We start from the raw sequence: 14,929 nt of genomic DNA, 5'->3' as shown, positions 1-14,929 counted from the left end.
GGAAACGCGATGCTGAAGAAGGATCTGGACAGAATAGCCGGGTTTCTCCGGGAAGAGAGCGCCCTTTGCTTTGCGGGGAGGCGCGAGGCGGCCCTGCGCCGCCACCTGCAGGGAAGGATGGAACGGCTCGGGGTGGACGATCCCCTCGACTACCTCGACCTCCTCACCTCCTCGGCCGGGGAGCGCGGGGATCTCTACAGCCTGGTCACCGTCAACGAAACCAGCTTCTTCCGTAACCAGCTGCAGTTTCTGGATCTCAAGACCTCCATTCTCCCCGAGCTGGAGGAAGCGAGGAACCAGCGGCCGGCGCTTCCCTGCGGCACCGGGGACCGTTTCCGCAAGCTCCGGTTTCTGAGTGCCGCCTGCTCCACCGGAGAGGAGCCGTACTCGCTGGCCATGACCGTCCTGGAAGCGCTCCGCTACCCGCTGGCCTGGGATATCGAGATCGTGGCGGGCGACCTGAGCGAGGAGTGCCTCCGGACCGCCCGCGAGGGACGCTATCCGGAGGCGAGGATCAAGGGAATTCCCCCCGCCTACCGGGACAAGTACCTGAGAAAGGATCACCAGGGATGGGTGGTGAAGGACGAGGTGAAACGCCTCATCCGCTTCACGAGGCTCAACCTTGCCGAGGTGATGGCTGGAGGGAGCATCCCTGGAACCCCGAAGAATTTCGCCGGTTTCGACCTCATCTTCTGCCGCAACGTCATGATCTACTTCCCGCTCGAGCGGCAGCAGCTCCTCATCGACGGGCTCCAGCGGCTTCTGGTGCCGGGGGGATACCTCCTCACCGGGGACGCAGAGCCGCTCCATCTCTACCGCCACGAGCTCGAAACGGTCAATCACGCCACTTCGCTCATCTATCGAAAGCGCCGCGCCGCGAAACCGCCCCGGGAAGAGACGGTCGCCCTGCTGGCGGCCCTCACCCCTCCGCCAGTTATTCAGCAGCCGGTGGCTTCTCAGCAGCCGTCGATCACCCTGCAGGTCCCTCCCCCGGTCACCCGCTGGGCGGTCGACGAGTTGCTCTTCCAGGTGGCGGGTGCGCTCCCCGGCAAGCGCGACGAGGCCCTGGCCGCCCTGGCCGCCATCGGTCTCGACACCCTGGCTCCCGTTCTCGAGGAGGGTGTGCGCAACAACAACGAAGCCGACCTGAGAAACGGCGCCATGGAGGCGCTGGTAGCCTTCGGGGAGCAGGCGGTTCCGCTTTTGGAGGGGCTTTTGAAGGATCCCGACCACGAGGTGAGGAATTTTGCCACCGTCATGCTCGGCAACATAGGAAGCCCCGGCGCCGTCATGCCGCTGATCGCCGCCCTCGACGATCCCGATCTCAACGTCAGGCACGGCGCGGCCGAGTCGCTCGGGAGGATCGGCGACCGCCGGGCCTGCCGTCCGCTACTCGACCTGCTCGACCAGGGATTCTGGCTCCAGTTTCCGGCCATCGCTGCCCTCGGGGAGCTTGGCTGCCTGGAGGCGGTACCCCGCCTGATCGGGCTACTGGAAGAGGAGCTCCTCTTTCTCCCGGTGATGCAGGCGCTGGGAAAGATCGGCGATCCCGCTGCGCTCCCGGCGCTCAGGGAAGCCGCACTCCGTACCGATCCCGGTCGGGCCTCGCTCGCCTCGCCGGTGATCGCAGCACTCGAAAAGGGCGGTGGCCGTCCCGCGGCGGCCGGGCTGGCAATAGGCTAATAGGTGCATCGGAAGGTGACGACGTCCAGGAGGGAAAGGGGATGAAATCGGTGGGATCCAGGATCAGAGTGCTCGTGGTGGACGACTCGTCCTTCGTCCGGAAGGCGCTGGTCAGGATGTTCGAGGAGAGCCCCGAGATCGAGGTGGCCGGCGTGGCTCCCGACGGGGCCAGCGCGCTGGAACTCATCGAGGAGCTGGTTCCCGACGTGATCACCCTGGACGTGATGATGCCGGGTATGGACGGCATCTCCACCCTCTGCCAGATCATGGAGCGCCGCCCCACCCCGGTCATCATGCTGAGCAGCTGCACCGGCCGGGGCGCCGAAAAGACCATCCGGGCCCTGGAGCTCGGTGCGGTGGATTTCATCGACAAATGCTCGGTCGGGGGCGCCATGGACATCTCCGGCCTCGAGCGGGAACTGACCCAGAAGATCCGGGTGGCCGCCGGCATCCGCGTCGCCCTTCCCCTTCCCCCGGAGCAGGCCGCCCCCCTCCCCATTCCCGACAGCGAACCGCCCCGCATCCACCCGAAACTGGTCGTGGTCGGGACCTCCACCGGCGGCCCCGCAGCGCTCACCGTGGTGCTGGCCAAGCTTCCCGCCGAGCTCCCCTGTCCCGTGCTGGTGGTGCAGCACATGCCCCCCGGCTTCACCGGCCCCCTGGCCGAGCGTCTCAACCGCAGCTGCGCGGTCACCGTCAAGGAGGCGCAGGACGGCGAGGAGCTCAGGGCCGGCTGGGTCTACATCGCGCCGGGGGGAAAGCATCTGAAGCTCACGCGGCGGGGGGAACGGCTGGTAACCCGGCTCGACCTGGAGCCGGAGGGGACTCTCCACCGCCCTTCGGTCGACGTGCTGTTCGACTCGGCAGCCACCCACCTTGGGAGCGGCTGCCTGGCCTTCGTGCTGACGGGAATGGGATCGGACGGGGTGCGGGGGGCGATGGAGATCAAGCGGCGGGGTGGCAAGGTCTTCGTGGAGGCGGCCGAGACCACCGTCGTCAACGGCATGCCGAGGGCGGTTGCGGCCGCCCTGGAGGTGGACGGGACGCTCCCGCTCCCCGAGGTGGGGGAGCGGATATCAGCCGAGGTAGGGCGCCAGGGCCTTTAGCGACCGCTCGAGGTTTTCCAGGCTGTGGGCCTCCACCGTGTAGGCGGCGTTGGGGGCGTAGCGCTCCATGAGCGAGAAGAACAGCTCGAAATCGATCCCCCCCTCGCCGGGAGGGGCGTGATCGTCGCGGGTGCCGCGGTTGTCGTGGATATGCACCTCGGCGATCCTCTCCCCGAGCGCCTCGAACCACTCCACCATCCCCACCTTGTGAAAGAGATTCCAGTGACCGACGTCGAAGCAGTGGCCGAAGTGCTGCCCGCCGCCGATCGCCTCCATGAGCGCCTTGAGCGTCGAGGGCTCCTCCTCGAAGATGTTCTCCACCGCGATCACGGTGCCGATCTCCCGCCCCCTCTCCAACACCCCTTTCCAGATCTCCAGGCTCAGGTTGTGCCAGAGCTCCTTCTGCTCCCCGTAGCGCCAGCGGTCGTAGCCGGGGTGGAAGACCATCACCTCGGGCCTGAGGTGTTCCGCCGCGTCCAGCACCTGGTAGAAGCGCTTGCGGGAAGCCTCCCGCAAAAGCGGCTCGAAAGAGCCCGGGTTCAGGTCCATGAAGGGGCAGTGGATGGTGCAGGAAAGCCCCTCCTCCCGGAGCATGCGGGCAGCTTCCGCGATCTCGGAGAGGGGGGTGGTGTCGAGGACCGGGGCGGAGAGGAAGAGCTCGGGATTGAGGCGGCGGCTGGCAAGAAGCGGGAGCCGCTCCTTGAGCTGCGGAAACGGTACGTGGACGAAGAGCCTTTTAGGGGCGGCTTTCGTGCTGCTGGTGCTCATGCGATCTCCGGTGTTTCTTGATCAGTTCCTCGGCGCAGTTGTCGCACCGGACCAGCTGGTCGAGTTTCATGATGGCGTTGGGTTCCCCGAGGACAATCAGGGTGTCGTGGGCCTCGATCCTCGTGTGCGACTCCGGGTTGAAGCCCATCTTGCCGCTCACCTTCTTGATGCCGACGATCATCACCCCGGTCTCCTTCCTGAAACCGGAGCTGGCCAAGGTCTCGCCGATGAAGGCCGAGTCGGCGGGGATGAGGATCTCCTCCATCTGCAGTTCCATGTGCTCGTGGCCGGTGGCGATCTCGATGAAATCGACCACGGTGGGACGGAGCACCGCCTGGGCCATCCTGCTCCCCCCGATCAGGTACGGGGAGACCACCTTGTTGGCCCCGGCGCGCTTCAACTTAATCTCGCTCCCCTCCTCGCCGGAACGGGCCAGGATGAAGAGGTCGGGGTTCAATCCGCGGGCGGTCAGGGTGATGTAGACGTTCTCGGTGTCGGAGGTGACCACCGAGATGAGCCCTTTGGCCTGCTTGATGCCGGCCTTCAGCAGGGTATCGTCCTGGGTGGCGTCCCCCCTCAAGAAGAGGTAGCCGTGGCCGTCCTGCTCCATCCGATCGACGGTGGCGGCGTCCTTCTCCACCACCACGAAGGGGAGCGGCTTGGCGGCCAGCTCCTTACAGACCAGGGCACCGATGCGGCCGAAACCGCAGATGATGTAATGGTTCTCCAGCCCCGCGATGGCCTTTTCCACCTTTTTCCTCCCGATGATCCGTTGAAACTGCCCCTCGAACATGATCTGGGCCAGGGAGCCCACGATGTAACCGAGCACGCCGACCCCGAAGAAGATCAGCACCATCGTGAAGAGCTTCCCGGCGTCGGAAAGCTCATGGACCTCGCGGAAGCCGACCGTACTGAGGGTAAGGACGGTCATGTAGAGGGAGTCGAGGAGGTCCCACCCCTCGATGGCGATGTAGCCGAAGGTCCCGCACGATACCAGCAGGGCCAGTACGCAGATGGAGATCTTAAGATGTCGGACCGGATCCATGCCTCCCCCTTCAGGCGCCAAAGATACCGTCACCGCCCCAGGATTTCAAGCAATTTCGCCGTTCTGCGGGCGCCGGCAGCGGGGAGAGTGCCCTTTTTATCGGGATACCGTATACGAGATACTTGACAATCATTGTATACTGTATACAATACTGCGGCTATTGGGGGGGCCGCTCTATGAAGAAAAATGTGGAGAAGCATCTGACTCTGAGGGAACGGATCCTGGAAACCATCCGGGACGCGATCATGTCCGGCGCCCTCAAGCCGGGAGAAAAAGTGGCCGAGCCGGAGCTGGCCGCCCGTTTCGGCATCAGCCGCACCCCGATCAGGGAAGCGTTCCGCCAGCTGGAGTCGGAGGGGTACCTTTCGGTGGTCCCGAGGAAGGGAGCGCTGGTCGCCTCCTTCTCCGCCAAGGACGTGGAAGAGTTCTACGCCATCAAGAGCATCCTGGAAGGGTATGCCGCCCGCAAGGCCTGCTCGCTCCTCTCCACCCGCGAGATCAACAAGCTCGAAGCGATCAACGAGAAGCTCCGCGAGATCGCCTGCGAGGGGGATGTCCGGCACTTCTTCAAGGTGCATAACAGCTTCCACGACCTCTTCATCAGGGGCGCCCGCAACGAGAAGCTGCACGATATGATCGCCGCCCTCCTCAAGAAATTCCAGCGGTTGAGACTCGCCTCCCTCAGCAAGCCGGGAAGGATGCTCATCTCGGTGGAGGAGCACGAGAAGATCATCGAGGCCTTCCGCCAACGGGATGCCACCCTGGCCGAGATGCTGGTTCAGAAAAACGCGGAGTACGGCGGCAAGGTCCTCATCGAGGACAACGGTGGCCCTGCCCAAACCAACCCTGCGCTGCCGCAGATGGACATCTGATCCCGCAACACCCATTTCGCCGTTCACCAGCCGGTGCGCCCCCAGGGCCGCACCGGCTTTTTTGTTGGTTCCCCCTCCGAACATCCCCGAACTTGGGCACCCCCCCTCACCGTAGACCTCTCCCTCCAGGGGGGAGGGAACTCCCAACTAACCTTTTTCTTTGCCTAACCCGCCACCTTTAGGGTACATTTGCCCGGATTACCGATCCGCAAGGAGGCCGCATGCAGCAGATGAAGCTGATCCCCAAGGTCGACCGGGTCCTCGAGTGGGAGGGAGTGCGCGCCTTGGCCCTCCGCTACCCTCGAGCGCTCCTACTGAAAACCATCCGCGCCGTCCTCGACCGGCTGCGCGAAGATGCACGGCACTCCTCCCTCGCCCCCGAGGTGTTCGCCGAGGCGAGCATCGTCTCCCTCGTCGGCCGCGAGCTCGCCGACCTCTCCGCACCCAGCCTGCGCCGGGTCATCAACTGCACCGGTGTCGTCGTCCATACCAACCTCGGCCGTTCCCTTCTCCCCCAAAGCGCCAAGAAGGCGCTGGAGACCATGGCCTTCTCCTATTCCAACCTCGAGTACGACCTCAAGGCCGGCTCCCGCGGCAGCCGCCACAGCCACATCGAGGCGCTTCTGTGCGAGCTGACCGGGGCCGAAGGGGCGCTGGTGGTCAACAACAACGCCGCCGCCGTGCTCCTGGCGCTCTCCGCGCTGGCCGCCGGCCGTGAGGCGGTGGTATCCCGGGGCGAGCTGGTGGAGATCGGCGGCTCATTCCGGATCCCCGACGTCATGCGGCTCTCCGGGGTGACTCTCAAGGAGGTCGGGACCACCAACCGGACCCATCCTCGCGACTATCTCAACGCGGTGACCCCCGAAACCGCCCTCTTCCTCAAGATCCACTGCAGCAACTTCGCCGTGATCGGCTTCACCGCGGAGGTCGAGGCGGCCGAGCTGGTCCGGCTCGGCAACGAGGCAGGGGTCCCGGTGATGGCCGACATGGGGAGCGGCAACCTGGCCGATCTCTCGGCCCTCCTCCCCCAGGCCGAACCGACCGTGCAGCAGTTCGTGGCCGCGGGGGTGGACGTGATCACCTTCAGCGGCGACAAGCTTTTGGGCGGCCCCCAGGCCGGGATCGTGGTCGGCAAGAAGCCGCTCGTGGACGCCATGAAGAAGCACCCCCTGATGCGCGCCCTGCGCCCCGACAAGCTCACCCTCGCCGCCCTGGAAGCGACGCTCGCCCTGTACCGGGACGAGCGCCAGGCGCTCATCGAGGTCCCCACCCTCAGGATGCTGACCGCTCCCTTCGAGGAACTGGCTGCCCGCGCCAAGAGCATGGTCCGGCAACTGCGCCGCCGCCTTCCGGACGGGATCGCCCTCTCCTTCCAGGAGGGAAGCTCCCAGGCAGGCGGGGGAGCGCTCCCCCTGCTGGAGCTCCCCACCCTGCTGATCGAGGTGCGTGTCCCCGGGCTTTCCCCCAACGACATCGAGGCCAGGCTCAGAAACGGGCAGGTGGCGGTGCTCGGGAGAATCTCCAAGGGGGCCTTCCTGATCGATCCCCGCACGGTGCAGGATACCGACGTCGCCGATCTGGCCGCCGCCCTGTCCGCACTGCTTGAGAACCCGCACCAAGGTTAGTTTTTATTGGTTTTTTGGCTTCGCCAAGCTATAATCCCGCTTTTCCTGGAAGTGCTATACTATTTCGTGCATCGCAGATGACATAGAGGTCACATTGAGCAAGATCTACGCGCTGGTCCCCGCCGCCGGAATGGGTAAGAGAATGGGTGCCGGGACCAACAAGCAGTACCTTTTGCTGGACGGCATCCCGATCCTGGCGCACACCCTGAGGGTATTCCAGGATGCCCCCTTTGTTGACGGCATCTATGTCGTCTCTCCGCAGGCCGAGATCCCCTTCTGCCGTGCCGAGGTCATCGACCGCTTCGGATTCTCCAAGGTCCGCGCCATCGTCCCCGGCGGCGCCGAGCGCCAGCACTCGGTGGCCAACGGCCTCAAGGCAATGAAGGGGGTGACCGACGAGGACCTGGTGCTGATCCACGACGGGGTGCGCCCCTTCGTGCCGCTCCAGGTGCTGGAAGCCGCCGCTGCCGCCGCCCGGGAGACCGGCTCCGCCGTAGTGGCGGTCCCCTCCAAGGACACCATCAAGGTGGCGCGCGGCGGACTGGTGATCGCCACCCCGCCCCGGGAGGAGCTTTGGCTGGCCCAGACCCCGCAGGCCTTTCGCTACGGGCTGATCAAGCGGGCCCACGCCCAGGCGGAAAGCGAAGGTTTCCTCGGCACCGACGACTCCTCGCTCATGGAGCACCTGGGGCTGCCGGTCCGGGTGGTGATGGGGGACTACCGCAATATCAAGATCACGACCCCCGAGGACATGGTGCTTGCCGAGGCCTTCCTCAAGGGATAAAGAAGGGAGAATCATGAGAATAGGAAACGGTTACGACGTGCATCGCCTGGTGGAGGGGAGAAAGCTGATCCTCTGCGGGGTGGACGTTCCCTACCAGAAGGGGCTCCTCGGGCACTCCGACGCCGACGTGGCGCTCCACGCGCTCTCCGACGCCATCCTGGGCGCCATCGGGGAGGGAGACATCGGGCGCCACTTCCCCGACACCGATCCGAAGTACAAGGGGGCCGACAGCGTCAAACTCCTCGAACACGTGATGGGGCTCGCCTCGTCCAAGGGGTATAAAATCGGCAACGTCGACGTCACCATCGTGGCGCAACGTCCGAAACTCGCCCCCTTCATCGCCCAGATGCGCGCCAACGTGGCCCGCGCGCTCTCCACCAGCGAGGACCGGGTCAACGTCAAGGCTACCACCACCGAGGAGCTCGGTTTCGCCGGACGCGGGGAGGGGATCGCCTCCTACGCCGTCGCCCTCCTCGAACCCAACAGCTAATCATCCGGAGGCCTTGGCCTCCCACGGGAAAACGATATGAACAGTACAGAGATCGCAACGCCGGAAAAGCCGAACAACTTCATCAGGAACATCGTCACCGAGGATCTCAAGAGCGGGAAGCACCAGTCCATCGTCACCCGCTTTCCGCCCGAGCCCAACGGCTACCTCCACATCGGCCACGCCAAGTCGATCTGCCTCAACTTCGGCATCGCCCGCGACTTCGCCGGCCGCTGCCACCTCCGCTTCGACGACACCAACCCGGCCAAGGAAGAGGTCGAGTACGAGGACTCCATCCGCGAGAGCGTCAAGTGGCTGGGCTTCGACTGGGGCACCAACATGTACTACGCCTCGGACTACTTCGAAAGACTCTACCAGTTCGCCGTCAGGCTGATCGAGATGGGGCTCGCCTACGTCGACAGCCTCACCGCCGACGAAATCCGGAGCTACCGCGGTACCCTGAGCGAGCCCGGCAAGGAAAGCCCCTACCGTAACCGTTCCGTGCAGGAGAACCTGGAGCTCTTCCAGGGGATGCGGGACGGCAAATACGAGGACGGCTCGCTGGTCCTGCGCGCCAAGATCGACATGGCATCGCCCAACATCAACCTGCGCGACCCGGTCATCTACCGGATCAAGACCGTCGAGCACCACCGCACCGGGGCGAAATGGTGCATCTACCCGATGTACGACTACGCCCACTGCCTCTCCGACTCCATCGAGGGAATCACCCACTCGATCTGCACCCTGGAGTTCGAAGACCACCGCCCGCTCTACGACTGGGTACTGGACGTCCTCAAGGTCCCCTGCCACCCGCAGCAGATCGAATTCGCCCGGCTGAACCTTTCCTACACGGTGATGAGCAAGCGGAAGCTTCTGGAGCTCGTCCAGGAGAAGCTCGTGGACGGCTGGGACGATCCCCGCATGCCGACCCTGGTGGGCTTGAAGCGCCGCGGCTACACGCCGGAGTCGATCAGGAACTTCTGCGAGACCATCGGGGTGGGGAAATCCGACAGCATCATCGACATGAGCATCCTCGAGGACGCGGTCCGCGAAGACCTCAACGTCCGCGCCCCGCGCGCCATGGCGGTCATCAGGCCGCTGAAGGTGGTCATCGAGAGCTATCCTGAGGGCGAGAGCGAGGAGTTCGAGGCGGCCAACCACCCGAACGATCCGGCCATGGGGAGCCGCAAGGTACCCTTCTCCCGCACCGTCTACATCGAGCGTGACGACTTCCAGGAGGAGCCGGTCAAAGGGTTCTTCCGGCTCGCCCCCGGGCGCGAAGTCCGCCTTCGCTACGCCTACATCGTGAAGTGCGAGTCGGTGGTGAAGGACGCCAACGGCGAGATCGTCGAGGTCCGCTGCAGCCACGATCCGGGCTCCCGCGGCGGGAACGCCCCCGACGGCCGCAAGATCAAGGGGACCATCCACTGGGTGAGCGCCGCTCACGCGGTCGACGCCGAGGTCCGGCTCTACGACCGCCTCTTCAGCACCCCCAACCCGGGCGGCAAGAACGAGCCGGACTACCGGACCTCGATCAACCCGAACTCCATGGAGGTGGTCAAGGACGCCAAGCTCGAGCCGTCGCTGAGCCAGGCCAACCTGGAGAGCCGCTTCCAGTTCGAGCGTCTCGGCTACTTCTGCCTCGACTCCCGCGACTCCAAGCCCGAGGCGCTGGTCTTCAACAGGACCGCCACCCTGCGCGACTCCTGGACCGTCAAAAAATAAGCGGCTAACGCCGTCATACATTTAAACGAGGGATTCATGGCTTTACGCGTCTACAACACCCTTTCCGGCAGCAAGGAAGAGTTCGTACCGATCACCCCCGGCAAGGTCGGGATGTACGTCTGCGGCGTCACCGTCTACGACAATTGCCACATCGGCCACGCCCGCGCCAACGTGGTCTTCGACATGATCTTCCGCTACCTGAAGGCGAGCGGCTACGATGTCACCTACGTCCGCAACTACACCGACATCGACGACAAGATCATCAACCGGGCCAACCGGGACGGTGTCGCCTACAACGAGATCTCCGAGCGTTTCATCAAAGAGTTCGATATCGACATGGCGAGGCTGATGCTCCAGCTCCCGACCCACCAGCCGAAGGCCACCGAGCACATCGGGGAGATCATCGCCCTGGTGGAGAAGCTGATCGAGAAGGGATACGCCTACCAGTCGGATTCCGACGTCTTCTTCCGGGTCGACAAGTTCGCCACCTACCTCAAGCTCTCCAAAAGGAACCTGGAGGACATGCAGGCCGGCGCCCGCATCGACGTCGACGAGCGCAAGGAGCACCCGATGGACTTCGCCCTCTGGAAAGGGGCCAAGCCGGGCGAGCCGTACTGGGAGTCCCCCTGGGGCAATGGGAGGCCGGGATGGCACATCGAGTGCTCGGCCATGAGCATGAAGTACCTGGGCGAGACCTTCGACATCCACGGCGGCGGCAAGGACCTGATCTTCCCCCACCACGAGAACGAGATCGCCCAGACGGAGGCCGCCACCGGGAAGCCGTTCGTCAAGTACTGGCTCCATAACGGCTTCGTGAACATCAACGCTGAGAAGATGTCCAAGTCGCTTGGCAACTTCTTCACCATCAAGGAAGTGCTCGACCGCTACGACGCCGAGGTGCTCCGCTTCTTCCTGCTCTCCGCCCACTACCGCTCGCCGATCGACTTCTCGGACCAGAACCTCAACGAGGCGGACCAGGGGATCGAGAGGATCTACAAGGCGCTGGCCGGGATCGACGAGAGGCTCGCCGCCGGCTGCCCGGGTGCCGCCGCCGGGGAAGAGACCGCCGAGCTCGAAGAGAAGCTGGGGACGCTGGCCGCCCGCTTCGCGGAGGCGATGGACGACGACTTCAACACCGCGCTGGCGCTGGGTCATCTCTTCGACCTGGTAAGAAGCGTCAACAAGGCGCTCCCGATGGCCGGGAAAGAGCTTTTGGAAAGGGTCAAGGCGGAAGTGGCGGGGATCGCGAAGGTGCTGGGGGTCTGCGACACGGTGCCTGCGGAATTCCTGAAGAGAATGCAGGAGCGGAAGAGCTCGGCGCTGGATATTTCGGTGGCGGAGATCGAGAGCCTCATCGAAGAGAGGGCGGCGGCCAGGAAGGCCAAGGATTTCAAGCGTAGCGACGAAATCCGCGACCTGCTCCTGTCCAAGAACATCCAGATCCTCGACAGCGCCCAAGGGACCACCTGGAAGGCGAAGTAGGCTACTCTAACTCCCCCCTTGTCAAAGGGGGGCAGGGGGGGATTTGCAGTTAGTACCACGGCGGCGAGGGTTATTACTCTTTAGGATCGAGAGGCAATCCCCCTAAATCCCGAGCCCCTTCGGGGGACTTCCCCTTAGCAATTGGACAAAAAAAAGGCCGCTCATAGCGGCCTATTTTTTTGCGCTCGTTATCCGGGGCGCGATGGGAGAGGCGGCCGTTAAGCCGCCTTCTGGTTGATGTCTGCGGCGCAAGCCCTCATCTTGACCAGCTCCATGGCCTCCCTCATGATGTCGGAGACGCTCTTCTTGGTGGTGCTCATGATCAGCTCAAGGGTTTCGCGCTCGGCGTCGCTGATCCTCATCGAAATGACGTTGTACCTCGGATTTTCTCTCATTCTGCCCATTTGATTCACTCCTTACTAAGATGTTTCATTTAAGTGCGGCGCTGTTACCCTTATATAGCTATATCCGTGCCAACACGAAAACGACCACCTTTTTTCAGCTAACTTGCTGAAATTACACGAGTGAGATCTGTCAAGGTTAAGGCCTTGTTATTTTATGCTGTATACAAAGTGAGACAGTTTTGGCACACCGGTGGAAATTGTGTCCCAATGTGGTCAATAGTAAACAATTTCACCCCGCCATTTCGGACCAAGTTAGTCCTCTTCGCCCTCCCGTGCGCGTATCGTGCGCCCTTTAAGTCCGTGTTTATCCAGGAGGCGGTAGAATGAGCGCCGCGGGATGTTGGCAAGCTGTGCCGCTTTTGACACATTGCCGCCAGCGTCGGCCAAATAGCGCTGGATGAGCTTCTTCTCCACCCGCAGGACGTGCGGCTCGCGCTCCTTTTTGAAGGAGCGGAGGTCGATGACGTTCTCCGCCTCGTCAGCGTAGCTCTCGGCGAAGGCGAGCGGGAGATTCCCCAATTTAACGACCTCGTCGTGGGTGAGGACCGCGGCCCGCTCGATGACGTTTTGCATCTCGCGGATGTTGCCCGGCCAGGGGTACTTCACCATGGCGTTAATGGCCCGCTCCTCGATCCCGACGATGTTCTTGTTCAGCTTCTGGCGCGCCTTCTCGAGGAAGTGGTGGGCCAGCATGGGGATCGACTCCACCCGGTCGCGCAAGGGAGGCATGGTGATGGAGAAGACGTTCAGCCGGTAGTAGAGGTCCTCCCTGAACCAGCCGTCCCGCACACCCTCCTCGAGCGGCTTGTTGGTGGCGGCGATCAGGCGGACGTCGACCCTTTTGGCGGTGGTGCCGCCGACCGGGCGGACCTCCCCCATGTCGAGCACCCGCAGGAGCTCCGCCTGCAGCTTGGGGGTGATGTCGCCGATCTCGTCGAGGAAGATGGTGCCGCCGTCGGCCGCCTCGAAGAGCCCCTTCTTGTCGGCCAGAGCGCCGGTGAAGGAGCCTTTCTTGTGGCCGAAGAGCTCGCTCTCGAGGAGGCTGTCGGTGATGGTGGTGCAGTTCACGGTGACCAGCGGCTTGTCGTTGCGCTTGGAGTAGCGGTGGATGGCGCGGGCCGCGAGCTCCTTGCCGGTGCCAGACTCCCCCCGCAAAAGCACGGTGGTCGGCGTGGGGCCGACCTGCTTGATCTGGTCGAGCGCCTCGTGGGTGTTGCGGTCGCTCCCCACGATGAACTCGTCGCCGTACTCGCGGTCGAGCTCCCTCTTGGCCAGTTCGTACTTCTGGATCAACCTTCCGCGCTCTTCCTCCAGCTGCTGGAGGTTGTGGGGGAGGCACATCTCCAGGTCGGCAAGCCCCTGGTAGACCGCCACCGCGTACTCGCGGCAGGTGTTGTAGCCGCAGGTGCGGCAGTTCAGCTCGTCCTTCTGGGTGAACTTGTTGGTGGCCTGGAGGATCTTCTTGACGTCGCCACCCTTGGGGGTCGGAAGCTTCGCGAAGCGGTCGGCGAAGGTGCGGGAGAGGCTTACCGCGGGATGCGCCTTCTTGTAGACCGGGCGGGTAAGGTAAGGGGTCTTCTTCCTGAAGTGGTTGATCACCAGGTTGCGGCGGGAAAACTCGGTCAGCGCCTGGTTCCTGCCGGGGCCGCCGATGCAGCCGTCGTAGCAGAAGCGGAGATCGACCAGCTTGGGGCTGATCCTTCCCTGGGCCAGGTCCTTCACGATCCCCATGACGTTGACCTCACCCTCGGCGGTAACGATCTCGGTGTCGAGGGGATCGGTCTCGATGCCGAAGGCCTGGAACGATCCCTGGGAAAGTGAGAAGACCCTCCCCAGGTGCGGCTCGTTGCCGTCGAAGGGGGCGTCGTCGAGGCTTTGGAGGTCCATGGAGCGTGCCTTGAACATCGATTCCAGCTCGCGGTAGGTCAGCACCACGTCCACCGCCCCCTTGGTCTCCTCGGCCTGGACCTCGAACTTGCCGGCGATGCAGGAGCTGATGTAGGCGATCTTGACCTGGTCGCCGAGCACCTTCTTCAGGTAGCGGCCGGCGGCCACCATGTGGGTCACCACCCCCACGAGGTTGCCGATCAGCTGGGGATAGTGGCGCTCGATCAGGTCGACCACCGCCGGACAGTGGGAGGAGATGAGCGGGACCTCGCTCTTGCCGATCGCTTCCCGGTACTCCTCGGCGATCAGCTCGACACCCTCGGCCCCCTCGTGAACCTCGGCGAAGCCGAGGAGCTTAAGACCGGCGGAGAGCTGGCCGGGGGTGGCATAGTGGAAATAGGAGGGGAACGAGCAGCCAAGCACGGCGACCACGCGGGCGTCCGAGGCGAGGAGCGCCTCGGTCTCCCCGACCTTGTCGGCGATGACCTTGGCGTGCTGGGGGCAGGTGCTCAGGCAGTTGCCGCAGCCGATGCAGCGCTCGAAGATGATCTCGGTGTAGCTTCTCTCTACCTTGATCGCTTTGACCGGGCAGCTCCTGACGCAGGAGTAGCATTTACGGCACTGATCGGTAAGGGTAACGATGGGGTACATGACACCTCTGGTCCGGCAATATTTGATCGAGGCGCCATTGTATACGAAGAGCAGAACCTGTGCAAGATTTGGCACACCTTTTCCGGAAACCGGGCAAAAAAAACCCTAGCGACTAGGAGGGCAAGTCAGCTAGGGGAAAGGAGGATCCTACGACCCTCCGCAACTCTTATCTCTACCTTCATTATACTGCCGCCCCAATAGCGCCGCAAGTAGCTAGTTTTCTCACAATTTTTGGCCGAACGGGGCATGACGAAAGCTAGATTGAATACATTAGCAATATTTAACCACAACTCTTCCAGAGTGCAAGCGGCTCCGATTGCACGTGCGACGGCTGCTGTGTTATATGTCTATTAAAATCGATGCCAACGAGAGCTCATTGAGTCCGCACCGGCAGTCCAGGGACGGATGTG

12 protein-coding genes are annotated in these 14,929 nt (G+C 63.5%); 8 read left to right on the top strand and 4 right to left on the bottom strand.

Annotation, left to right across the window (positions count from 1 at the left end; translation table 11 throughout):
* Positions 1-9: 9 nt before the first annotated feature.
* Positions 10-1,683 (top strand): CheR family methyltransferase, encoded by a 1,674-nt coding sequence (locus L4X63_RS05820; protein ID WP_250677638.1) that lies wholly within the window; start codon positions 10-12, stop codon positions 1,681-1,683.
* A 41-nt stretch (positions 1,684-1,724) separates the two neighbouring features.
* A complete protein-coding gene (locus L4X63_RS05815) occupies positions 1,725-2,789 on the top strand; it encodes a protein-glutamate methylesterase/protein-glutamine glutaminase (protein ID WP_250677637.1) in 1,065 nt (354 codons plus the stop codon).
* Here the strand turns inward: L4X63_RS05815 and L4X63_RS05810 are convergent.
* Complete coding sequence (locus tag L4X63_RS05810) at positions 2,760-3,557, bottom strand: sugar phosphate isomerase/epimerase family protein (protein ID WP_250677636.1); 798 nt, start codon at positions 3,555-3,557, stop codon at positions 2,760-2,762. The genes L4X63_RS05815 and L4X63_RS05810 overlap by 30 nt on opposite strands.
* Positions 3,526-4,602, bottom strand: a complete 1,077-nt coding sequence (locus L4X63_RS05805) for a potassium channel family protein (RefSeq protein ID WP_250677635.1) — start codon at positions 4,600-4,602, stop codon at positions 3,526-3,528. The genes L4X63_RS05810 and L4X63_RS05805 overlap by 32 nt, the downstream gene beginning before the upstream one ends.
* Before the next feature lie 176 nt (positions 4,603-4,778).
* On the opposite strand from L4X63_RS05805, the gene L4X63_RS05800 reads away from it, so the two are divergent.
* From L4X63_RS05800 to cysS, 6 genes are all read left to right on the top strand, one after another.
* Positions 4,779-5,474: a GntR family transcriptional regulator gene (locus tag L4X63_RS05800; protein ID WP_250677634.1), complete on the top strand. Its 696-nt coding sequence runs from the start codon at positions 4,779-4,781 to the stop codon at positions 5,472-5,474.
* A gap of 221 nt (positions 5,475-5,695) precedes the next feature.
* Entirely contained in the window at positions 5,696-7,099 is a 1,404-nt protein-coding gene (selA, locus tag L4X63_RS05795) for an L-seryl-tRNA(Sec) selenium transferase (RefSeq protein WP_250677633.1), read from the top strand.
* Between the two features lie 94 nt (positions 7,100-7,193).
* Complete coding sequence (gene ispD, locus L4X63_RS05790) at positions 7,194-7,883, top strand: 2-C-methyl-D-erythritol 4-phosphate cytidylyltransferase (protein WP_284694461.1); 690 nt, start codon at positions 7,194-7,196, stop codon at positions 7,881-7,883.
* A 13-nt stretch (positions 7,884-7,896) separates the two neighbouring features.
* Positions 7,897-8,373 (top strand): 2-C-methyl-D-erythritol 2,4-cyclodiphosphate synthase, encoded by a 477-nt coding sequence (gene ispF / locus L4X63_RS05785; RefSeq protein ID WP_250677632.1) that lies wholly within the window; start codon positions 7,897-7,899, stop codon positions 8,371-8,373.
* 36 nt (positions 8,374-8,409) lie between these two features.
* Positions 8,410-10,095: a glutamine--tRNA ligase/YqeY domain fusion protein gene (locus L4X63_RS05780; protein ID WP_250677631.1), complete on the top strand. Its 1,686-nt coding sequence runs from the start codon at positions 8,410-8,412 to the stop codon at positions 10,093-10,095.
* Between the two features lie 36 nt (positions 10,096-10,131).
* Entirely contained in the window at positions 10,132-11,577 is a 1,446-nt protein-coding gene (cysS, locus tag L4X63_RS05775; RefSeq protein WP_250677630.1) for a cysteine--tRNA ligase, read from the top strand.
* A gap of 218 nt (positions 11,578-11,795) precedes the next feature.
* Here cysS and L4X63_RS05770 read toward each other — a convergent pair whose 3' ends face one another.
* On the bottom strand, positions 11,796-11,981 hold the full coding sequence (locus tag L4X63_RS05770; RefSeq protein WP_250677629.1) for a ribbon-helix-helix protein, CopG family: 186 nt from the start codon (positions 11,979-11,981) through the stop codon (positions 11,796-11,798).
* A gap of 252 nt (positions 11,982-12,233) precedes the next feature.
* Positions 12,234-14,519 carry a sigma 54-interacting transcriptional regulator gene (locus L4X63_RS05765; protein ID WP_250677628.1) on the bottom strand — a complete coding sequence of 762 codons (2,286 nt, stop codon included), beginning with the start codon at positions 14,517-14,519 and terminating at the stop codon, positions 12,234-12,236.
* Between the last annotated feature and the right edge of the window lie 410 nt (positions 14,520-14,929).

Origin of the sequence: Geomonas sp. Red32, assembly GCF_023652955.1 — a bacterium.
Lineage (GTDB): Bacteria > Desulfobacterota > Desulfuromonadia > Geobacterales > Geobacteraceae > Geomonas.
The sequence above is the reverse complement of the archived record's forward strand: the minus strand, read 5'-3'. Positions and strand labels throughout refer to the sequence as shown.